Source organism: Colwellia sp. D2M02 (genome assembly GCF_018860755.1).
Taxonomy (GTDB): domain Bacteria; phylum Pseudomonadota; class Gammaproteobacteria; order Enterobacterales; family Alteromonadaceae; genus Colwellia; species Colwellia asteriadis.
The window spans coordinates 37,379-59,646 of the sequence record NZ_JAHKPW010000042.1 but is presented as its reverse complement, the minus strand read 5'-3'; the positions used below and the strand labels follow the sequence as shown (position 1 = coordinate 59,646).

At 37.7% G+C, this 22,268-nt stretch carries 18 protein-coding genes; 14 read left to right on the top strand and 4 right to left on the bottom strand.

Translation table 11 applies throughout. From position 1 onward, the window contains the following. Positions 1-257 precede the first annotated feature (257 nt). Positions 258-1,076 (bottom strand): 23S rRNA (guanine(745)-N(1))-methyltransferase, encoded by an 819-nt coding sequence (gene rlmA, locus KO495_RS06650; RefSeq protein WP_215979616.1) that lies wholly within the window; start codon positions 1,074-1,076, stop codon positions 258-260. A gap of 14 nt (positions 1,077-1,090) precedes the next feature. After that, positions 1,091-1,897: an exodeoxyribonuclease III gene (gene xthA, locus KO495_RS06645; protein WP_215979615.1), complete on the bottom strand. Its 807-nt coding sequence runs from the start codon at positions 1,895-1,897 to the stop codon at positions 1,091-1,093. A gap of 335 nt (positions 1,898-2,232) precedes the next feature. Here xthA and KO495_RS06640 point away from each other — a divergent pair, with 335 nt between their 5' ends. The 3 genes from KO495_RS06640 (at position 2,233) to KO495_RS06630 (ending at position 5,124) form a co-directional block, all read left to right on the top strand. Beyond that, the gene (locus KO495_RS06640; protein WP_215979614.1) at positions 2,233-2,949 is read left to right on the top strand and encodes a response regulator; all 717 of its coding nucleotides are present in this window, start codon (positions 2,233-2,235) and stop codon (positions 2,947-2,949) included. 184 nt (positions 2,950-3,133) lie between these two features. After that, positions 3,134-4,420, top strand: a complete 1,287-nt coding sequence (locus tag KO495_RS06635; RefSeq protein ID WP_215979613.1) for an ATP-binding protein — start codon at positions 3,134-3,136, stop codon at positions 4,418-4,420. Between the two features lie 89 nt (positions 4,421-4,509). After that, a complete protein-coding gene (locus tag KO495_RS06630; RefSeq protein WP_215979612.1) occupies positions 4,510-5,124 on the top strand; it encodes a VC2046/SO_2500 family protein in 615 nt (204 codons plus the stop codon). Positions 5,125-5,149: 25 nt separating this feature from the next. Here the strand turns inward: KO495_RS06630 and KO495_RS06625 are convergent, their stop codons facing one another. Beyond that, positions 5,150-5,644, bottom strand: a complete 495-nt coding sequence (locus KO495_RS06625; protein WP_252738845.1) for a YchJ family metal-binding protein — start codon at positions 5,642-5,644, stop codon at positions 5,150-5,152. 214 nt (positions 5,645-5,858) lie between these two features. Here KO495_RS06625 and KO495_RS06620 point away from each other — a divergent pair, with 214 nt between their 5' ends. Then, the gene (locus KO495_RS06620) at positions 5,859-8,327 is read left to right on the top strand and encodes a prolyl oligopeptidase family serine peptidase (RefSeq protein WP_215979611.1); all 2,469 of its coding nucleotides are present in this window, start codon (positions 5,859-5,861) and stop codon (positions 8,325-8,327) included. Positions 8,328-8,503: 176 nt separating this feature from the next. Here the strand turns inward: KO495_RS06620 and rrtA are convergent, their stop codons facing one another. Beyond that, positions 8,504-9,076, bottom strand: coding sequence for a rhombosortase (rrtA, locus tag KO495_RS06615; RefSeq protein WP_252738844.1), 573 nt, complete (start codon positions 9,074-9,076; stop codon positions 8,504-8,506). A 153-nt stretch (positions 9,077-9,229) separates the two neighbouring features. On the opposite strand from rrtA, the gene KO495_RS06610 reads away from it, so the two are divergent. The 10 genes from KO495_RS06610 to KO495_RS06565 all read left to right on the top strand — a co-directional run bounded on the left by KO495_RS06610 (position 9,230) and on the right by KO495_RS06565 (position 22,153). After that, the gene (locus KO495_RS06610) at positions 9,230-9,871 is read left to right on the top strand and encodes a tRNA-uridine aminocarboxypropyltransferase (protein ID WP_215979609.1); all 642 of its coding nucleotides are present in this window, start codon (positions 9,230-9,232) and stop codon (positions 9,869-9,871) included. Between the two features lie 60 nt (positions 9,872-9,931). Beyond that, positions 9,932-11,680, top strand: coding sequence for a gamma-glutamyltransferase (ggt, locus tag KO495_RS06605; protein WP_215979620.1), 1,749 nt, complete (start codon positions 9,932-9,934; stop codon positions 11,678-11,680). A 160-nt stretch (positions 11,681-11,840) separates the two neighbouring features. Next, positions 11,841-13,460, top strand: coding sequence for a methyl-accepting chemotaxis protein (locus tag KO495_RS06600; protein ID WP_215979608.1), 1,620 nt, complete (start codon positions 11,841-11,843; stop codon positions 13,458-13,460). Positions 13,461-13,919: 459 nt separating this feature from the next. Continuing rightward, positions 13,920-14,969, top strand: coding sequence for a 3-oxoacyl-ACP synthase III (locus tag KO495_RS06595; protein ID WP_215979607.1), 1,050 nt, complete (start codon positions 13,920-13,922; stop codon positions 14,967-14,969). Then, complete coding sequence (locus tag KO495_RS06590; protein WP_215979606.1) at positions 14,969-15,862, top strand: alpha/beta fold hydrolase; 894 nt, start codon at positions 14,969-14,971, stop codon at positions 15,860-15,862. The genes KO495_RS06595 and KO495_RS06590 overlap by 1 nt, the downstream gene beginning before the upstream one ends. Positions 15,863-15,896: 34 nt before the next feature. Beyond that, complete coding sequence (gene oleC / locus KO495_RS06585) at positions 15,897-17,705, top strand: olefin beta-lactone synthetase (RefSeq protein ID WP_215979605.1); 1,809 nt, start codon at positions 15,897-15,899, stop codon at positions 17,703-17,705. Beyond that, entirely contained in the window at positions 17,698-18,801 is a 1,104-nt protein-coding gene (gene oleD / locus KO495_RS06580) for a 2-alkyl-3-oxoalkanoate reductase (protein ID WP_215979604.1), read from the top strand. The genes oleC and oleD overlap by 8 nt, the downstream gene beginning before the upstream one ends. Before the next feature lie 62 nt (positions 18,802-18,863). Then, positions 18,864-19,259, top strand: coding sequence for a thioesterase family protein (locus tag KO495_RS06575; RefSeq protein WP_215979603.1), 396 nt, complete (start codon positions 18,864-18,866; stop codon positions 19,257-19,259). An 81-nt stretch (positions 19,260-19,340) separates the two neighbouring features. Next, entirely contained in the window at positions 19,341-19,790 is a 450-nt protein-coding gene (locus KO495_RS06570; protein ID WP_215979602.1) for a hypothetical protein, read from the top strand. An 80-nt stretch (positions 19,791-19,870) separates the two neighbouring features. Beyond that, the gene (locus tag KO495_RS06565) at positions 19,871-22,153 is read left to right on the top strand and encodes a DUF2971 domain-containing protein (protein ID WP_215979601.1); all 2,283 of its coding nucleotides are present in this window, start codon (positions 19,871-19,873) and stop codon (positions 22,151-22,153) included. The last annotated feature ends 115 nt before the right edge of the window (positions 22,154-22,268 follow it).

The window sequence follows — 22,268 nt, the reverse complement described above, 5'->3', positions numbered from 1 at the left end:
TTTCCTAACTTTTTCGTGAAATTTACTTTGAATAAGCCACAGATTAAATATAAATTTACCTTGTTTATCATATGAAATTAAGAAAAACTATCAAGCTAGAGGTTCATAAAAGTAATTTTTGCTGATATTTCAATTTGTTAAATATCTCTTAAACCGAGTTCAGGTTAGTTAATTTCAAACATAAAAAAAACGAGCGATTAAGCTCGTTTTTTTATGTTTAAAATACCTTAACGATACTGCTAGTAAGTAACCGACGCTTAAGCACTTTTTTGATACAAACGTAAAATAAAATCGGCTTGGCAAGTAAACTCAGACAATTGCTCGAGCTGAGTAATTAACTCGGGCGTTGCTTTAAAGGCAAATGGTGTCATTGCCAGTAAATTTAAAATATCTTTACTATGAGTAAAATGCATAGGATAGTTTAAACGCTGCTCTTTGATTAAGTTGAGTTTTTCAATTGGTTTTTTACTTACATCATGATGATTAGCCTGTCGGTAAATCAATGACTTTAGCTCAAACAAATGTTGCTCTGCTGGGGTTACTGTTAATAGGTAACCATTAGGCTGTAAAATGCGCGTAAATTCGCTTTCTAAAATCGGTGCATAAACGCTGTATAACCAACCAAAGTATTCATCGGTAAAAGGCAAGTCAGCTAAGGTAGCAACACTAAAGTGACAATGCTGATAGCGTTTTGCGGCTATTTTTACTGTTTCTTTAGCAATATCAACACCATAAACAATATTATTATCAGTTTTATGTTGATGAGTATAAAAACCTTCGCCACAACCTGCATCAAAAACGGGCATGGTATAATTAGCGTACTCGTTATAAAGCGCTAACATAGAATCAACAAGTGGTTGATAAAAGCCTTGATCTAAAAAAGCCCGTCTTGCTTGTACCATGGTTTTATTATCGCCAGGCTCTTTAGAGCGCTTAGCTTGTACAGGCAGTAAATTAACATAACCCTGTTTAGCTTGATCAAAGCTATGATTACGCTCACAGCGATAACTATTATTAATAAGTAATAAGCGTTGTTGGCATAAAGGGCAACGATAGTTTGCCGTTGTAGTTGTCATTATTAATCGCGTCTCTATTTGAATGTTGACCAAATAGGGGCATGATCTGACGGTTTTTCAATACCGCGTAATTCATAATCAATATCAGACTCTATACATTGCTCAGCAAGTTTAGAGGTAGCAAGTACTACATCAATTCTTAGCCCGCGGTTACCATCAAATCCGCGTGAGCGGTAATCAAACCAAGAGTAACGTTCAGTCGTTTCAGGGTGGAGTTTACGAAAAGTATCAACAAAACCCCAATCCATTAAGGTGGCTAGCCATTCACGCTCTTCTGGTTGAAAAGAACATTTACCGGTTTTCAACCAACGTTTACGGTTAACTTCACCAATACCAATATCTAAATCTTGTGGAGAAATATTAATGTCTCCCATCACCACAACATTTTCATCATTGCTGTGGTTTTCATTTAAATAACTCATTAAGTCTTTATAGAATTGGCGCTTATATGGGTACTTCGTCTCGTGGCTAATGTTATCGCCTTGTGGGAAATAGCCATTTAAGACCGTAATTTTTTCACCTGCATTGTTCGTGGTGGTTACCATAATCATACGGCGTTGTGCTTCATCATCGTCACTTGGAAAACCTTTTTGAACTATATCAGCCGGTTTTTTACATAACATAGCAACACCGTAATGGGCTTTTTGACCGTGAAAGTATACGTGATAGCCCATTGCTTCTACGTCGGCTAGTGGAAATGCTTCATCATGTACTTTAATTTCTTGTAAACCAATAATATCGGGCTGGTGCTTATCAATAATGGCTTGTAGTTGATGAAGGCGAGCGCGTAGGCCGTTAATATTGAAAGAGATAATTTTCATAGTATTCCTAAGTCGTATTTTCAAATAATATTCTTAATGAACTAGATGAATGCTGTATGCATCTTAAGTTGCAGATGTTAATTAATGGCATGATCTTGCGGGTATATTACCATGCTCGCAAGTGTTTTTTTGTGGTGCTTGTTAAATAATGTAATTTATCAGTAACAAGTGGTAGAGGCTATTGTTTAACAAGCATAAGTTGTTTAAGCTAACTTTCAAATACACAGTTGCTTTGCACTGTATTGTAAACTTATCAATTTATCTTAGCTATATTATGTTATTAGTATTTTGATCAGTAATATCGAGAAATAACTCGCTTAAATAAGGAAATAACTATGCCAGACAGTAATTCTGCAGTAAAAAAAATCTTGTTGGTAGAAGATGATCATCAATTATCAGATCTGGTTACAGATTTTTTAACGAGTGAAGGCTTTCATGTTAAACAAGAGTTTCGCGGTGACACCGTTGCCAAACGCGTTAAATTATTTTCTCCTGATTTAATCGTGTTAGATATTATGCTGCCAGGTAAAGATGGTTTTGCAGTATGTCGAGATTTACGCCCAGACTTTAATGGCCCCATTTTAATGTTGACCGCTAAAAGTACTGACTTTGACCAAGTACTTGGTTTAGAAATTGGTGCTGATGATTATGTCATTAAGCCCGTTGAACCAAGAGTATTATTAGCCCGCATTAATGCACTATTACGCCGTGGTGAATTACCTAATCAATCACAAGAAAAAGGTGAAGTAACTTGCGGTGGCTTGTACATTAATAAAGCCTCAAGAAAAGTAACGTTACATGATGAAAATATTGACTTAACCAGTCAAGAGTTTGATTTACTATGGTTATTAAGTACTAAAGCAGGCGAAGTGCAAAACAGAGATTATATATACAAAGCGGTTATTGGTCGTGAGTACGATGGTTTAGATCGCAGTGTTGATGTACGAATTTCTCGTTTACGTAAAAAACTTCAAGACAGCACTGAAACGCCTTTTAGAATTAAAACTATTTGGGGACAAGGCTACCTATTTGTGCCAGACGCATGGAATTAACCTAGTACTTATCTACTTATATTAAGGCTTTATCGACAACGGTAAAGCCTTTTTTACAGTGATTTTTATATTTTTCACTTAGCTTGTAATAGGGCTAATAAGTGTTTTTATAGATTTAATATTAACCCGTATTTTTAGCTTTATTAGTAAGTTCAGGTTAACTCATTCATCACCAGAGGTTTTAATGAAATTAGGCCGCTCATTTTTTAATTTATATTTTCTTATTATCTCTACGTTTATCATTTTTTCGTGGGCGCTTGATGAAATATGGAACTCTTATTTAGAACAAGATATTGAATCATATACCGGCTATAAAGCGATGATGATAGCGCTCGGTGATTATGTACAAAAACACCCTGAAGAAGAGTGGGAACAGTTAATTGCGAATGCTAACGAACGTTTTAAATTACCATTGCAATTAATGACACTTGCTGAGGTTGAAGCAATAGATCATGCCGACCATAACGCATTAGAAGAAGATAGAACCCATATTTACTACTTCAATAGTAAAGTCGTTTTACATTATTTAATTGAAAATAGTGATTTAGTGATTGCCTTAGGGCCAGCAAAAATGCCAACAAGACCAAGAGTAAAAGCGACCTACCGCGTGATGATCTTAGCGACTTTTGGCATTATTATTTTTATTTGGTTGTGGCCAATGTCACGGGATTTAGAGCAGCTTAAAAAGGCAACCAAAGAGTTTGGTCAAGGTAAATTTGAAGTAAAAGCACCTGCGGCAAAGTCAACTATGATAGCGCCTATGATTTCTTCATTTAATATGATGGCGGCGCGTATTAAGCGCTTAATTGACGCGCATAAAGAACTAACTAATGCAGTTTCTCATGAATTAAGAACACCTTTAGCACGGTCAAAGTTTGCCCTACAAATGTTAGACACGGTAAAAACAGAAGATAAACGCCAAAAATATCAACAGCAAATCGCTCATGACATAAGAGAGTTGGAAGAGCTTATTAATGAAATGCTGGTTTATGCTGCTTTCGATAGTGATAAGCCTGAATTGAATTTTAGTCAAACCAATATGGTGGATTTAGTTAACTTACAAATAGCGAGTCATGATCAGTTTGTTAGTTCAATTGAGTTCATTAATTTCCTTAATAAGCCAACAGTATGTTGTGATGGCTATTTTATTGACCGTGCGCTAAATAACTTTATTAGCAACGCGATAAAATATGGTAAAGGGACTGTACGTATTACCTTATCGCAAGATAACACTCATTGTAGTATTTGTGTTGAAGATAATGGTGACGGTGTTGCCGATGAATTTAAGCAAGTTATTTTTGATGCTTTTTCTCGCGGTGATAACTCCAGAAATAGAGATACGGGCGGTTTTGGCTTAGGTTTGGCTATTGTTGCACGTATTATGGAGTGGCACCAAGGTTATGCTAGTATTGGCGATAGTGAGTTAGGTGGCGCTTCATTCACCTTAACTTGGCCATTAAAACAGCACTAGAAATAAATCCCATAAAAAGTAAATATCGGCTAAACATTTCAGCAGCTTAGCCGATAACTTATTTACTAACGTAAATAAGAGATAATCCTTTGGCTGTTAATACCTCACAAAATTATACAAGTTCAGTAAATGATGCAGCAACGTCACCGTTGTTACATGAATTACAGCTTGGTGAGCAATTAAACGATTGTATTCAACAAACAAGACGTGCCGATTTTTCACTAATGTTAGCGATGCTAGCAGAAGATGTTAGAGAGCATAGTCAGTTTTGTTTACCGCAAGCACAGGCGTTATCGGAAAAAGACACCAGTAATAAAGCTTTGCGTAAACAGTTTCAATTACCTGAAACTGCGCCACTCGCCTTACAAAGCATGAACGAAATTGCATCATTTAATCAAGTTGAAGCGGTATTAGCAAATGACTTAGCAAGCATTCGTTTAGCTAATGCTCTCACACCTAAACCGCTGTCTTTTCGTGATAATAAGCATCATATCGCTAGCGATGTAATCGCCAATACTAGCGTGTATTGTCAAACTAAATTAGCACAAGCGGCACAACAAAACAGACAAACAGTCGCTCAAAAACCAACTACACCTGATGAAAATAGCGAACCATCGCTACTCAATCATGAATTACCTCTTAATGTAGAAGGGTGGTTAAATGGTATTGAAAAGTCTCTCGTGCAAGCGCCACTCGTAAATTAGCTAGCGGGGTTAATTAGCGACGCAGCTAGTTTGCACAGCAGTGTTTATATTTTTTATTTTTCTTTACCGTTATTGAGCTTTCATAATTATTACAAGGGCAAACTTCATTACGTTTCACTTTGGTGATGATATCATTTTTACTGATGTCGCCATCAAGGTAGCGCCAAGCACCTTGCTCAATAACAAAGTTAGAGTGTTCTCGTAATTCACATAATGTATCGTCATGAATATAATAAGCACTAAACTCTACGGTGCTTTTTGTGGTTTGATGCACCTCAAGAGCTAACCATTTACAGGCTTTGGCCCATTGTTTAATGTCTTCTATGGAATTATCTACTTGGCTTTTTGCGGCGTAAGTATTGAAAATATAAGTAGCATTACAAAGTGCATAGGCACTAAAGCGAGAGCGCATTAATTGCTCAGCTGATTCAGGTTTTTTATCGCCATTTATATAAGGTTGACAGCAATCAATCAGTAAAGATTTTGAACCGCAAGGGCATAACATCATAGTGTTTATCATGGGTTATCGTACTTTGCTTTATTTTACCGTATTTATCTCGTTACTGGTCGTTTAGTTTTACACATTTTTGAGTATTTCTATTAGTATGTCACTATGAAGGTCTAGTACTGAGTTCATTAAAGCGTGTATTTGGTATTGCCCTTAACTTTTAATCAGTTTACTTACAAGATAACTTAAAATACAACTTAAAAGACAACCTAAAAGAATAATACTTATGAAACTAAAATTAATTGCAGCGGCGTTGAGCTTATCTTTGGCGGCGTGTACTAGCTCAAGTATTTCTCAAAATACTCAAGCCAATAATATTCCTGAGTTTGTTGAACCAGCGGCAGCAGTTGCTAGCAACTCTACAAATGTGATCACACTAGAGCAAATTATGGCTGACCCTGACTGGTTTGGTCGCGCGCCAGAGTCTTGGTATTGGGGTGATGACAGTGAAACTATTTTTTATAAGCAAAAACAGCTAGGTAACCCATTACGCGATTTATTTGCTACCAGTATCACGGCTAAAAATAACGGTGAAAAAGTTCAACTAGCGCAACATCATGTGGTGTCAGACACTAATGCAGTGCTTAACCGAGCAGGTACACATGAAGTGTACAGCTTTAACGGTAATGTTTTTGTTAAAACCCTTGCGACACAAGCGGTAAAACAACTCACTTTTACCTCAAGCAATGAACACAATGCGATGTTTTTAACTAACGGTGATGTTGCATATCGTGTGGGCAATATTTTTTATGCGCATAACCTAACTACAGGGCAATTGGTTGAGTTAGCTAATTTACAAATGAGTGATGCGCCACAAGGTGTACAAGAGCCAAGTAGTTATTTAGCTAAAGAGCAACATAAACTTATTGATTATATTGCCTTAGAGCATCGAAACGCGAAATTAAAGCAAGCGCAAAAAGAGCAATTGGCGTCAGGAAATAACAGCATTAGCGACACTAATTTTTACTTTGGTAAAGATAATCGCGTTGCTCACGCTAGTCTTTCTCCTGCAGGTGATAAATTAGTCGTTAGTATTGCTGCTGCTAAGTCGAGTCGTGACAGTAGCGATATTATGCCGAATTACGTCACTAATGATGGTGTTATTGCCTCAGAGAAAGTACGTGCTCGTGTTGCCAATAATCGTCAATATCAAGAGCAGTTATTTGTGCTTGATTTGAAATCTGGCGCTCAAAAAGCATTAAGTTATGAAACGCTACCAAGCTTTGATAGCGACGTATTAGCGTCAGTAAAGGCTGAAAACTACGCTCGTGAAGGCAAAAAATACAAGTCAGAAAAACAAGCACGTAATATTCATGTGTTGCAAATGTATAACCCAATTAAGTGGTCTAGTGATGGTAAAAATGTTGCTTTAATGCTTGAAGCTTGGGACAACAAAACACGTTGGTTAGCAACAGTAGATTTAACAGAGTCGACTTTAGTCACACAGCATAAATTACATGACGATGCTTGGATTAACTGGAGCTTTAACGAGTTTGGCTGGGTTAATGACAATCAAGACAATAATAGTAGCTTATATTATCTATCAGAAGAAAGCGGTTATTCACACCTTTACCATAAAGGTTTAACAGGTAAAGCAACTCAGTTAACCTCAGGTAAGTTTGAAGTAAGTGATGTTACGCTGACAAAAGATAATAAGCGCTTTATTTTTAAAGCGAATAAAAAACACCCTGGTATTTATGAGGTTTATCAGGTTGATTTTGCTAAAAATATGGCTGCATTAACCGATTTAGGTGGCAAAAATAATTACTCACTAAGCCCTGATGAGTCTAAATTATTGATTGAGCACTCAACGGTTACTATGCCGCCTGAGCTTTATGTTAAAGATTTAGCGAAAAGTACTCCTGCAATGCGTATTACCCATACCGTTTCTGAGCAATTTTTAGCAATGCCATGGAGTGCACCAAGTGTGGTCGCTATTCCATCAAGCAATCAAGCAGAGCCTATTTACTCACGTGTTTATTTTCCTGAGAACTTTGATAAAACCACACAGAAAAATCGTGCGGTTATGTTTACTCATGGGGCAGGTTACTTACAAAACGCGCATTTAGGTTGGTCGGGTTATTTCCGTGAATTTATGTTTCATTCTATGTTAGTACAACAAGGTTATGTTGTGATTGATATGGACTATCGCGCCTCAGCAGGTTACGGACGTGATTGGCGTACCAGTATTTATCGCCATATGGGTAAAGTTGAAGTAGAAGATATGCGTGATGGCGTTGAGTGGTTGGTTGAAAATGCTAACGTTGATGAAAAACGTGTCGGCACTTATGGCGGTTCTTACGGTGGCTTTTTAACGCTAATGTCGTTATTTACCGACCCTGACTTATTCGCTTCAGGCTCAGCTATTCGCTTAGTATCTGACTGGGCTTATTATAACCACGGTTATACTTCAAACATTTTAAATACACCAGCAGATGATGCTATTGCCTACGAGCGTAGTTCGCCAATTTATTTTGCCGAGGGGTTAACTAAACCGTTATTAATTAACGCGCCTATGGTTGATGATAATGTGTTTTTTGAAGATACCGTACGTTTAGTACAGCGCTTGATTGAGCTAGAAAAACAAGACTTTGAAACGGCAATTTATCCAGTAGAGCCACATGGTTTTGTACAGCCTAGTTCTTGGTTAGACGAATACCGCCGCATCTATAAGTTGTTTGAAAATACCTTATAAGTTATTTACTATCATTTATAGCTAACTAATTAAAGCCGCTTGTGTGAATAATACAAGCGGCTTTTTTATATCTGTTTTCATAGCTTTTTTATATTTTTTCTTCTATTGATGGCCAATAAATCTGAGATGTAACCGTTAACTATCTTGAATTTGAGTTAGTAGTTAATCATATGTAATTATTTTAACTGAGAAGATGGTGTTGATAATTTGGTGGTAGAAAAGAGGACAGGATATAAAATAAAGAATATTAACCCTGCTATAGCTCCCCATAAGTGGGCATTTATCGCAACACTCGCGTTAATGAGTTCACTTAATTCGTTATTAGCGCCATAGTATTGCTCATGCAGTATTTTCACCATAACACCGCTAAGTAATAAGTAGCCCGTTTTATCACCGTGGCGAACATCCATTAATGCCCCCCAAGCAAAAACACCATGTAGCACGCCCGACAAACCGACATATTGAATCAAACTAGGCTCAAATAAGTATAGTGCTAAGCTACAAAACACAGCACAAAATAAAAACAGCAAGCTATAACGTTTGATGGTGTAAAACTTACTATGTAGTAACGATAGTAATAATAACGCCATGATATTAAGTAAAAGGTGATAGCCGTTGGTATGAAAAAAGTGTCCGCTGAGCAAGCGCCACACTTCACCTTGGCTAATAAGCTGGCGCTGATAAACAAAGTACTCACTTAATAGTGAATCAACAGTAAAAGCTAACAACGCGACTATAGCGATAAACAAAGGTACTGCGAAGCTTTGCCAAGTGCATTTTATTTGTTTAAAAAAGGATAAAAAATACGTCATTCTTACGAGTTTTTCAGGGCTATGTGTTTATAAAAGAGTAATAAAGTATACAATGCCTTTTCATTTGAAAGTTTTTTATTTTGGTTCTTCATGACAAGAATACTTTGCAGCCAATGTCAGCGGCCTCCAATTGCATGTATTTGTGCATTCATTAGCGCAGTTGATAATACGATTGATGTTGTTGTTCTTCAACACCCTAATGAGGTGACACACAGTAAAGGAACGGTCGCTTTATTGTCAAAGTCGTTACAATCATGCCAGGTGATTGTCGGTGAGGACTTTACTGATAATGAGCACTTTCAAAAAGTATTGGTTAATTACCAACCATTACTACTTTACCCCAGTGAACAAGCACAAATACTTGGTCAAGCGCCATTAAATTCACCATCTCATGTATCGTTAAGTAATAAGCCCTATTGTTTGGTAATCCTTGATGGTACCTGGAAAAAAGCCTATCGAATGTTAATGTTGTGCGAACAATTACAGCAATTACCTCAAGTATGCCTGCCAGACCACTTAGCGCAAGCAGGGCAATACCACATTAGAAAAGTGGCTAAACATAATGCATTATCGAGTTTAGAAGCCTGTTGTTATGCCTTAGCATTACTGGAGAAACCAAACGACTCAACACATAGCATAACCCCAGATAATACGGGAAAATACCAACCGATTATCAATAACTTTTTAGCCTTTAATAAATTTCAATTATCATTTAGACCCACTGATACTTAGACTCAAAGAACAGCAATAAACTTAGTTATGGTTTAAATAAGGAATAGCATGAAAACTCCAATGTTCGTAAAATTTAGCGCGTTAACTTTTTTGATAAGCCAAACATTTTTCACCCTCGCGGCTTCTGCACAAGTAAGAGAAGTTAGGGAGCCTGAAGGCGCAACGGGCTTTTTCGCTAAAAAAGCTGTTTATGGTAAAAAACACATGGTTGCCAGTGCCAATGAATACGCAAGTAAAGCGGCTTTTTCCATGTTAGAAAATGGCGGGAGCGCTGTTGATGCTGCTATTGCTGCGCAGTTAGTGTTAACGCTGGTTGAGCCTCAGTCGTCTGGGATTGGCGGTGGCGCGTTTATGTTGCATTGGCATAAAAAGTCACAACAACTAACAACCTTTGACGGTAGAGAAACTGCGCCTAAGTTAGCAACGAGTGAGTTATTTTTAGATAAACATGGCAAGCCGCTACCTTGGATGAAAGCCGTGGTTGGTGGTAAGTCGGTTGGCGTTCCCGGTTTACTTGCCGCTTTGAAAAAAGCACATGTTCAACAAGGTAATTTACCTTGGGCTGATTTATTTACTCCCGCTATTGAGCTTGCTGAACAAGGCTTTGTGGTTTCGCCACGCTTAGAAAAATTATTAGGTATGGATATGAATCCAGGTTTACATCAGTTACCTGAAATTAATCAGTACTTTTTTCCTAATGGCGTGAAAATTAAAGCAGGGGATATTTTAAAAAATCCAGATTTAGCTAAAGCGTATCGCAGTATTGCCAAAGAGGGGATTGAGGTTTTTTATCGAGGCTGGATCGCTAAAAAAATTGTTGAAAAAGTACAAAACTCCGCTATTTCTCCTGGAACATTATCTGAGCAAGATATGGCAGCTTATCAGGCCATAGAAAGGTCGCCAGTTTGCGGTCCTTATCATCAATACAATGTATGTGGCATGGCACCGCCTAGCTCTGGTGGCATTGCGGTTATTCAAATATTAGCGCAGTTACAATCGTTCGACTTAGCCAAACTCACCCCTAATTCTTTACCTGCGGTGCACCTGATTAGTCAAAGTGCTCGTTTAGCTTTTGCTGACCGTAATAAGTACATTGCCGATAGCGACTTTGTTAGTGTGCCAGTTACGGGGTTACTGGATAAAGATTATTTAGCGAGTCGAGCAACGCTTATTAATGAAAGTAAAGATATGGGGGTAGCAGTTGCTGGTGATCCCAAAAAATCTCAACATTTAGCGCTAGATAACGCGATTGAACGACCTTCAACTAGTCACTTGTCGATAGTTGATCAATTTGGTAATGCGGTTTCAATGACCAGTAGTATTGAGAACGGCTTTGGCTCAGCATTGATGGTACAAGGCTTCATTTTGAATAATCAATTAACAGACTTTTCATTAGCACCCCAAGTTAACGGTAAGTTGGTTGCAAATCGCGTTGAACCGTTAAAAAGGCCGCGTAGCTCAATGGCACCGATGATGGTATTTGACCAAAATAAGTCATTAAAGCTTATTGTTGGCTCACCTGGCGGCAGTCGCATTATTAATTACGTGGCACAAACTATTGTCGGGGTTTTAGATTGGCAGCTAAACATTCAAGAAGCGATTAACCTCCCTAAATTTACAAATCGCAATAAAGTTACTACATTAGAAGTCGATACATCAATTAGTGAATTAAAATTAGCGCTCGAAGAAAAAGGTCATAAAGTTAGAGTGAGTGCGTTAAATAGTGGCGTACAAGGAATAGAAATAAAAGCAGGGGAGCTAATTGGTGGTGCTGACCCTCGTAGAGAGGGACTTGTTTTAGGACAATAGCGCTATCTAAGTTATTGTTTTAAAAAATTTAAGTGGCTACGCCTGTTTTTTTATACTAATATTTCAATTAAATATTCACTTTTAGTTGTAGTGTTTTGCTAGTAAAATTAAATTGAGTAGTTATTATTAAATTTAGACTAAAAAAATTAAGGTAGTACGTATGAATTTACGAGCAAAGATTTTAACGTTTGTAGTGGTGTTATTTTTGTCACTAATTAGTGTTGCTGTATTAGGTTTACAGGTTTTAAATCAAGCAAGTCAAAGTGATAATATTGCTCGCATAAACCAGCTAATGAAGTCGACTGTGAATATTGTACAACAGTTCGAGTTATTGGTTAGCCAAGGCGAGCTAACGGAAACACAAGCGAAGACCTTTGCTACTCAAATGCTTAGAGAAAATAAATATCATGACTCTGAGTATGTTTATGTGGTTGATGATAATCTTGATTTTGTAGCCACGCCTCATGATCCTCAATTACACGGTACTAGTTTTAATGATTTTAAAGATGCTCAAGGGCAGAGTATCGGGCAAATGGTTGCTGGTTTAGTGGGTAATAAAACCAATCAAATCATTACTTATCACTGGAATTCAGAACGTGATGGGCAAGTGGTTGATCTTACCTCGGTTGTTGAAAAAACGCCTAAATGGGGCTGGTATATCGGTACAGGTATTAGCGAAGCTGAAAGTGATGCGCGTTATTGGTCAACCGCTAAATGGTTATTTTCGCTATCAGTCATTATTGCGGTAATATTATCTGCTGCCTTAGCACGTTTTGGTTTTGCGCTAAATAATGCTTTAGGTGCTGAAATTGATGACGTACATAAACTTGTACTTAAAGTTTCTCGTGGTGATTTAAAACAAGAAGCTCGTTTTAGCGATGCCAGTAATGAAAGTGTTGTTGGGGCAATTAATTACATGCAAGCATCCTTACAACAAGTAGTACAAGGCATTAAGCATGTTACAGACCACTTAAAGTCGCAAACACATGATTCTGAAAGCCGTGCCACAGAGTTAGATAAATTAACTCGTGCAATGAGTGATGAAACTCAAATGGTTGCTTCGGCAATTACCGAATTAACAGCCTCGGCCAGTGCCGTCGCTGAAAACGCGCAACAAACGGCAAGTTCAGTTGTTGAAGCTGAAGAGCAAGGTGAAACGGCGAATGTTCTTACCCAAGAAGCGTCTAAAACGATTAACTTATTAGAAACGCAAATAGAAAGTGCTGGCGCTAATATTCAGATATTAGATGATGAAGTTAATAGCATTGCTAATGTATTAACGGTTATTCAAAGTATTGCAGAGCAAACCAACTTACTGGCATTAAACGCGGCAATTGAAGCGGCTAGAGCTGGTGACCAAGGGCGAGGCTTTGCGGTTGTTGCTGATGAAGTACGTCAATTAGCACAACGTACTCAAAGTAGCACTGAAGAAATTCATCAAATGATTACTAAACTGCAAAATGCAGCGAAAGATGCTAAATCATCAGTCAGTCAAAGTATTGAAACCAGCGAACAAACAGTTGAAAAATCACAGCAAGTATCAGAGCAATTACAAAAAATTGCCAACTCATTGGGTGAAATATCACAAATGAGTCATCAAATATCGACTGCGGCAACTGAGCAATTAGAAGCTGGTGAAGATACGGCAAGACGTATCGTTAATATTTCAGATACGGCTGAAAATACCTCAAGTGTATCGCATCAAGCACAAACAGCAGCACATGAAACACAACAGCTAAGTGTTAATTTAGAGACAGAAATCAATAAATTCTCTATGTAGTTTTTAACGTTAAGTAGTAATGAATTACCATTCATTACTACTTTTTTGTGCTAATGATAACAGTAGTACATTCTTTTAATTTCAGTAGCCATTACTATTCACAAATTAACTTTTTCAGCGCAAGCGTTATCGAAATTGTCACAGTAAAACGACAAAAATGTGAAAAATCCAATGGAATGTTTAACATTAGCTAATCTTTTGGTTGAATCCTACAGTTATTCTTGCTCAAATGGCGCCCCATATAAGTAATAATTTTAATTGGCTATTATTGCTGCGTTATTGATAACGGTGTTATCGATGATTTTGTTCACGTTTTTAATGTTTTAACATGAGAAACAAGCTTAGATGTGAACAACAGTTGTGATTATCACGATATTGTCTAACAGTGAAAGTGACGTTATCGCATTAAATAGATAGCAGTTAAGCAATACAAACCATAAATAAGTAAAAATCATATAGATGAAATATTCCCGCGTTTTTATAAATAGTTTAGCTTACGAATTAGCTCCTGAAATTGTTAGTAGTTCAGCGTTAGAATCCCGTTTAACGCCGTTATATCAAAAATATCGTATTCCTATGGGACAACTTTCTGCTTTAACAGGTATTGTTGAACGTCGTTGGTGGCCTAAGGAGCATGTGTTATCTGATGGTGCTATTGTTGCGGCACAAAAAGCTATTGCTGAAACAAATATTGACGTTGCTGACTTAGGTGCTGTGGTTTATACCGGTGTTTGTCGTGATCAACACGAGCCTGCTACGGCTTGTCGTATAGCGGCAAAACTTGGTGTTTTAAAAGATACTGCGATTTACGATATTAGTAACGCTTGTTTAGGGGTTTTATCAGGTATTTTAGACATCGCTAATCGTATCGAGCTTGGGCAAATAAAAGCTGGCTTAGTGGTTTCTTGTGAATCGGCTCGTCATATTGTCGATGTTACCATTGAAGATATGCTTGCTGATCCAACCATGCAAAATTATGCACGCTCGTTAGCAACGCTAACTGGAGGCTCAGGTGCTGTCGCGGTATTAATTACTGATGGTACACTGGCACTAACTTCTGATCGCAGTCACCAGCTATTAAGTGCTAGCCATTTATCAGCACCAGAACATAATAATTTATGTCAGTGGGGCTTGAAAGAAGTGGGACCACAGCTATTTCGTGAATTTATGCGCACCGACGCGGTAAGTTTATTGAAAGAAGGTGTGATGTTAGCAAAGGACACTTGGGAGCACTTTTTACAACAACAGCAGTGGGTTGTTGAACAAGTTGATAAAGTTATTTGCCACCAAGTTGGTGCTGCCAATCAAAAACAAGTGTTAACGGCACTGAATATTCCCGCAGAGAAAGAATTTCCTACTTTTCAAAAATTAGGCAATATGGGCACGGTATCTTTACCGGTGACTGCCGCGATGGCTCATGATCAAGGTTTTCTACAAAAAGGCGATAATGTCAGCTTTTTAGGCATAGGCAGTGGTTTAAATTGTATGATGTTAGGGCTGAAATGGTAATGATAGATAAAGCACTTTTTCCCTTTAAAGAAAACTTTATTACCCGTAACGGTCAGCAATACCATTATTTGAATGAAGGTCAAGGCTCACCAGTTGTTATGGTGCATGGCAATCCAAGTTGGTCTTTTTATTACCGAAACTTAGTGAGTGCATTACGCACTAACCACCAATGTATTGTACCTGATCATATTGGTTGTGGTTTATCAGATAAACCTGATGATGCCGATTATGATTACACCTTAAAAAACCGTATTGATGATCTTGAAGCATTACTTGACCACTTAAATGTTAAAGATAATATTACCTTAGTGGTACATGATTGGGGCGGTATGATAGGTTTAGGATACGCAGCACGCCATCCCGAACGTATTAAACGCTTAGTCGTTTTAAATACGGGCGCTTTTCATTTACCTGCGAGTAAAAAACTGCCTGCCGCTTTATGGTTAGGCCGTAATACTACCCTTGGAACAATTTTAGTGCGTGGCTTTAATGCCTTTTCAGGTATAGCATCATTTATTGGTGTTAAGCGAAAGCCTATGAAAAAATCAGTGCGTCAAGCCTATGTTGCGCCTTTTAATTCATGGAAAAACCGTATTTCTACGTTACGTTTTATTCAAGATATTCCCTTAAAGCCCCATGATAGAAACTACGCGTTAGTGTCTGAAATTGCTCAAAGCCTGAGCCAGTTCAAAACGCTACCAACTATTATTTGTTGGGGGCTAAAAGACTTTGTTTTTGACAAGCACTTTCTCAATGAATGGCAACAACGTTTTCCCAATGCACAAGTACACGCCTTTGATGATTGCGGACATTATATTTTAGAAGATGCTAGTGATGAAGTTGTACCACTAATTAGTGATTTTATTGCTAAAACTGAAAGTACCTTACTATAACAAACAGTAAAATTAGTGCTAAACGAGCCATGCCATGGATAACCTAAATAACGATAATAACCAGGCTAAAATAGATGTTTCTAACGTCACTTCATCTAGCGCTATTTTGTCTGATGCCAATTTATGTCGGCACTTAGCGAGTGCTGCTAAACTTACCCCCAACAATTTAGCTGTTTCAGTACAGCGCTATCGTGGTTTCAATCGTAACGCTTTAAACGCTAACGTTAATAAGCTTTTTTACGACGAGTTAAGTTTTGCACAACTGCATCAGCAAAGTGATGCTATTGCTCATGCGTTACTCGCTTATGGCATTAAACGTGGTATGAAAGCGGTGCTAATGGTTACGCCAAGTATTGATTTTTTTTCGTTAACCTTTGCTCTTTTTAAAGCTGGCATTGTTCCAATTTTAGTTGACCCCGGCATGGGAGTTAAAAACTTAAAGCAATGTTTTGCTGAATCAGCTCCCGATGTTTTTATTGGTATACCTAAAGCACATATTGCACGTAAACTTTTTGGTTGGGGAAAAAATAGCGTTAAGCTACTGCTAACCGTTGGAGGCTCTAATACTTTAGCGACTATAATAGGTGGTTTAACGCTTAATCGTTTATTGAAAAAACACCCAAGTGTTGAGCCCTTTCCAATGGCGACGCTTAGTGATGATGAAATATCAGCAATTTTATTTACCAGTGGTAGTACCGGTACGCCAAAAGGGGTGGTTTATAGCCATAAAATGTTTGAAGCACAAATTAGCGCTTTAAAAAACGACTATGGTATTGTTGCTGGCGAGCGTGATTTAGCAACATTTCCGTTATTTTCACTTTTCGGTCCTGCATTGGGTATGGCGTCAATTATACCCGACATGGATGCCAGTAAACCGATTAAAGCCAATCCTGCGTTTATTTTTGCTGCGATTGAAAAATATCAATGTACTAACTTGTTCGCTAATCCGGCACTGATTGAAGTACTCGGACAGGCAGGTAGCAAGGCTAATGGTCAACCACATCAACTATTAAGTTTAAAGCGCGTTATTTCCGCGGGAGCGCCCGCTACTTTGAGTTCGATTAAACGCTTTATTCCGTTATTAAGTTCTCATGTAGAAGTGCTTACATCATATGGCGCAACAGAGTCATTGCCATTAACCCAAATAGGAAGCAATGAGCTATTAACCACTACCGACATTACCGATAATGGTGGTGGTATCTGTGTTGGCCGTGCTATTGATGGTGTAGAAATTAGCATCATTGCCATTACCGATGATGTTATTGATACATGGCATGACGATTTAGCGTTACCCAAAAACACCATAGGTGAAATTGTTGTGAGTGGAGACATGGTCAGTCATAGTTATTACCAGCGCGATACTGCAACAGAACAAGCGAAAATTTATAGTCATGTAGCTGGCACAAATAAGCAAGAGCATCATAAAACTACCGTTCGTCACCGTATGGGCGATTTAGGTTATCAAGACAGCCAAGGGCGCTTGTGGATGTGTGGACGAAAAGCACATCGAGTTGATACACCAAATAAGCAATACTTTTCTATTCCGTGTGAGCGGATATTTAATACCCATGATGATGTAAAGCGTACCGCGTTAGTTTCAGTGACATTACTTGGCGCGAAAACGCCATTACTGTGTATAGAGTTAACCTCGAAAGGCAAAAAAATATCAGCTCAAGCACAACAACAATTATTTAGTGATTTGTTTGCTATAGCGTTAAAGCATCCGCAAACTAAAGGCATTAAGCACTTTTTGATACATCCCGATTTTCCTGTTGATATTCGTCATAATGCGAAAATATTTCGAGAAAAATTAGCGCTCTGGGCACAAACTCATTATGAATAAAGCAAAAAACCTTATTGCGGATGATTTCGCTGATTTGCCTAACGCGCTTCAACAAGCGCTTTCTCAGTTATCAAGTCGCGTTAATCATGCTTTTGTTACTGGCGCAGGTGGCTTTTTAGGTCGTAAAATTTGTCATTTTTTAGTTGCCGCAGGCATTAACGTCACAGGCTTTGCCCGCGGTAAGTATCCTGGTCTTGAACAAGCTGGCGTTAATATGGTTCAAGGTGATATTAGTGACTTAAAAGCGTTATCTCAGGCCATGAAAGGTTGTGATGTTGTTTTTCATGTTGCCGCCAAAGCTGGCGTTTGGGGAAGTAAGCAAGCATACTTTTCAGCGAATGTAGAGGGCGCTAAAAATATCATTGAGAGTTGTCATCAGCATAATATCGCTAACTTAGTTTATACCAGCACGCCCAGTGTTACGTTTGCCGGCGTTGATGAAGCAGGCGTTGATGAATCACAGCCTTATGCTGGCAGTTATTTAAACTATTATGCTCAATCAAAAGCGCTGGCTGAGCAGTTAGTGTTGGCTTCATCGGCTATCACAACTGCCGATACGGCTAACACTACGGCATTAAAAACTGTTGCGTTGCGCCCACACTTAATTTGGGGGCCGAATGATCCGCATTTAGTGCCAAGAGTGCTCGATCGAGCAGCAGCAGGGCGGTTAAAACTGGTTGGAAAAAAAGATAAACTAGTTGATACCATTTATGTCGACAATGCCGCTTATGCGCACATTCTAGCGGCACTAGAGCTAACCCAAGCTAAACCGCGCTGTTTAGGTAAAGCGTATTATATTAGTAATGATGAGCCCATTACGATGGCGATTATGCTCAATAAAATACTTGCTTGTCGAAACTTACCGCCAGTTAGCCAGCGTGTTCCAAGCAGTGTTGCCTACGTTGTTGGTGCTATGCTTGAATGGCTTTATTTAGCTTTAGGGAAAAAGCAAGAACCAGTCATGACACGCTTTGTTGCTAAACAGTTATCAACGGCGCATTACTTTGATATTAGCGCCGCGAAAAAAGAATTAAATTATCAGCCCTTGTTCAGTATTGAGCAAGGCATGGATCGCTTACGTACCTCTTTATCTTAAACAACAAATAACGTTAACGAGCTTCACGTTGAGAAAGCGCTTATATCGTATCAGGAAATATTGTGACTAAAGTTTTTCATCATCCCGTACAAATTTATTATGAAGACACCGACCATTCTGGTGTGGTGTATCACCCTAACTTTTTAAAATACTTTGAACGTGCCCGTGAACATGTAATTGACAGTGACAAACTCGCCAAACTATGGAACGAGCAAGGGCTTGGTTTTGCAGTATATAAAGCGAATATGATTTTTCAAGACGGTGTTGAGTTTGCTGAAATTTGTGATATTCGTACCCGTTATAGTTTTGATGGCAAATACAAAACACTATGGCGTCAAGAAGTATGGCGACCTAATGGCACCAAAGCGGCCGTAATAGCAGATATAGAAATGGTCTGTTTAGATAAAGACAAACGTTTACAACCAATACCCGCTGAAGTATTAGCAAGTTTGAGCTAAAGCTTGCCACCGTAAGGGGTATATAATTCAGCTAACAGACAATTACAATAAAATGCACAAACACGTTAATAAGGATATTTTATGAAAACGTTAATGTTATTACCTTTAGTATTAATGATAGGTTGCTCATCTAAGTCAACAGCACCAATATCAACGGAAGAAAATCCAAAGCCAGAGCCAAAAAAAACCGAGATAAAAAATAATAAGCAGGCGACAGCCCCTACAACCGTAAAAACTCAACATACCATAGTGACGGTACCTAAAACTTACGCGCCACATTTATGGTCAGGGCACAAGGCGCTACCTGAGTCGGTTGAGTTATGCGCACAGAAAAGCCAAAGTATTCTCAATTCACTCGGTTTTAAATCCGTGGTACAAAATGGCAATTATACGTATGGTAACTTTAACGATAATAGAGCGGCGCTAAAGTGTTTTACACAAAGCGAGCAAACCATAGTGTATTATGCCGTAGCCGGCCCGCAAGTGACCTTAGTCGAAAAACTCAGAAATGAAATTGCTTGGAAGTTTTAGCCTTACATTAAACGGTTTTTACTTTGATTTAGTCTCTTCTGTTCTAAGAGCGGCTCTTCAATATTTGAAGTTAGATTTATATGGATAGCCGTAAATCCACCAAAGCTGTTGTTGGAAGCAGTAAATTGAACGTTAACCTAATCAAAGGGTACGGAATGGATAGCCAAATAAAGAATTATTTTAGAAACAAAAAATTTGCAAGTTTAGAATACCTATCCAACGAAAAAGTTTGGGCTGAGGATAGTATTAATCTAGGCCTTTACTTTTTCTTACTTGATTTGAAAGGTAAAGATACCATTGAAGTTTTCAAAAAAATTTTACAAGAAAAGGGGAGCTATGCTTCCTCGTACAGCTATTTGGGAGACATTGCTCGTAAGCTTTTTTATTATCCTAATGAGCGTGAGATTGCGACATATTATTTCAATGAATCACTAAAGTATGACGATAAAAATGCGCATACACTGTGGAACCTCTTCGATCTAACTAAAGATAGCTCTTATTTTTTAGCAACAATCAAAATCAATTATGAAGCGAATTTGTTCGAACTAGTTTCACACAACCTCCTCAAAGTATATGCGCCTCATATCATCGATACAAATTTTAATAAATCAGATTGGCGGAAATTAAAAGAAATATGTCTTGATGATAAAGTGGATCATTATCATGACTTGCTCATGATTTGCTGCTTTCATCTAGAGGAATTCGAATATGGTATTAGAGTCATTAATGAAAAAGAGTGGGTTAGTAAAAGCATTCTCGATTTGTACCTTGATAAACAATGTATTGATTACGAATACGCTGTTAAAAAATCTAACTACTTTGAACGCGTTAAATATTTAGAGGGGAACTATAAGCGTATTTACGAAGAAGTGAAGGTTGAAGCAAAAAAAGGAAAAGTAAACCCAACTAAAGATGCAATCATAAAAAGTGCATTTGAAGCTGAAGAATATAATGATGTTATCTCCTTAGTAGAAGAAATTGATGAACCAAGAGATATTAATAACCAACAACGGTTATACCACATAATTTCATCGCTATATTTAGGCTATGAAGTAAATGAAGAGTATGAAGTAGTCGTCAATAAACAGAATTTTTTTAGAAAATCTACTTGCAACCCATTATATCTGGCCTATTTGATATTAAGAAATATAAAGGCATCACAAGCTTATTTTGTTGATAAACAAGAGCTCCATCCAATTGAAAATTGGGAGTTATTTCGAGAGGCTGAGGAATACCTCAGTCATGACAGCTTGTTAACTCATTATATGCATGACTTATTAGTAGAAAGGCTTAAATTACTAAAGGACGAATGGGACTTACACCTCACCAATACCGAAATATTAAAGTTGAATGCCGCTGAAGATCCTTTAAATGAAAAAGATAAAACTAGGTTGGCATATTATTTAATTGAAATTAACAAGTACGAGGAAGCAAGGTCGTTATTAATAGAATTGGAACCTTCTATTTCCGTGTCTAATATGCTTGCAGTATGTTTTGAAAAACAAGGGGATGCTAATATTGCATTAGCACATTATACATCGGCACTCGATTTAATGAAGTCCACTGGTGAACTAAACGATGTGATTATAGCCAATTATCTATCTTGCTTAAATCGCTCGAAGCAGCCTATAACAGAGTCCCTGTACAATGAATATATAGATGATTTTAATACTTCTATAGCTAGTTATTTTAGATATGACTTATTTACAGCAGAGAACGGGCGTTCACTGTATAAATATTATCCATTCAATCAGTTTACTTTGGACGCCTTAGTCAATAAATATTTTTATTTGGCGTCTTCTGAACAACTCAATGACCCAATAGAACTGCCATTCAGCAGCTTGACCGCAGAGAGGGAACACTCATATTTGAAGCCAGAATTCAGACTTGCTTCTTTTTCAAATAATGAAAATTCGATGCTAATGTGGTCGCATTATGCAGAAAATCACACAGGTCTAATGGTGGAATACTGTTTTGAAGGTGAATTACCTGATGGTGCAGGGATTGATAAAGTGAATTACTCAAATACCACTAAGAGATATAAAGAAAAAGAACACTACTTATTCAACCAATATATGCTTACTAAAAATAAAGATTGGTCATATGAGAAGGAGGTTAGGCTTTTTGCATATAAGAGGGATAAAATTTATTATCAAAAAGCCAGTTATCCAAACAAAAACGTTAATAAAGCTAGTGTTTACATCAAAAGTATTACGGTAGGTTATAAGTTCCCAGAAAGTACAATAAAGTTGATACAAAGCATCATTACAGAGCTTAATGATAATCTAACAACGATAGAATTAAGAAGAGCTAAGTTATCAGAAAAGAACTTTTTCGATTTGGAATATGAGGTTATAAATTAAAGGACTAGTTTCATACAAAACTTGGGGGCACCCAGCTCAGAAAGAGAAAATATCCCACATTTACATTAGATGTTTTTTTCTACTTAATGTCGCAAAATGACATTCGTTATCATTA

Coding starts and splice junctions, on each gene's coding strand:
- rlmA (WP_215979616.1), bottom strand. CDS start 1,076: ATGACAACTACAACGGCAAACTATCGTTGCCCTTTATGCCAACAACGC.
- xthA (WP_215979615.1), bottom strand. CDS start 1,897: ATGAAAATTATCTCTTTCAATATTAACGGCCTACGCGCTCGCCTTCAT.
- KO495_RS06640 (WP_215979614.1), top strand. CDS start 2,233: ATGCCAGACAGTAATTCTGCAGTAAAAAAAATCTTGTTGGTAGAAGAT.
- KO495_RS06635 (WP_215979613.1), top strand. CDS start 3,134: ATGAAATTAGGCCGCTCATTTTTTAATTTATATTTTCTTATTATCTCT.
- KO495_RS06625 (WP_252738845.1), bottom strand. CDS start 5,644: ATGATAAACACTATGATGTTATGCCCTTGCGGTTCAAAATCTTTACTG.
- KO495_RS06620 (WP_215979611.1), top strand. CDS start 5,859: ATGAAACTAAAATTAATTGCAGCGGCGTTGAGCTTATCTTTGGCGGCG.
- KO495_RS06610 (WP_215979609.1), top strand. CDS start 9,230: ATGACAAGAATACTTTGCAGCCAATGTCAGCGGCCTCCAATTGCATGT.
- ggt (WP_215979620.1), top strand. CDS start 9,932: ATGTTCGTAAAATTTAGCGCGTTAACTTTTTTGATAAGCCAAACATTT.
- KO495_RS06600 (WP_215979608.1), top strand. CDS start 11,841: ATGAATTTACGAGCAAAGATTTTAACGTTTGTAGTGGTGTTATTTTTG.
- KO495_RS06595 (WP_215979607.1), top strand. CDS start 13,920: ATGAAATATTCCCGCGTTTTTATAAATAGTTTAGCTTACGAATTAGCT.
- KO495_RS06590 (WP_215979606.1), top strand. CDS start 14,969: ATGATAGATAAAGCACTTTTTCCCTTTAAAGAAAACTTTATTACCCGT.
- oleC (WP_215979605.1), top strand. CDS start 15,897: ATGGATAACCTAAATAACGATAATAACCAGGCTAAAATAGATGTTTCT.
- oleD (WP_215979604.1), top strand. CDS start 17,698: ATGAATAAAGCAAAAAACCTTATTGCGGATGATTTCGCTGATTTGCCT.
- KO495_RS06570 (WP_215979602.1), top strand. CDS start 19,341: ATGAAAACGTTAATGTTATTACCTTTAGTATTAATGATAGGTTGCTCA.
- KO495_RS06565 (WP_215979601.1), top strand. CDS start 19,871: ATGGATAGCCGTAAATCCACCAAAGCTGTTGTTGGAAGCAGTAAATTG.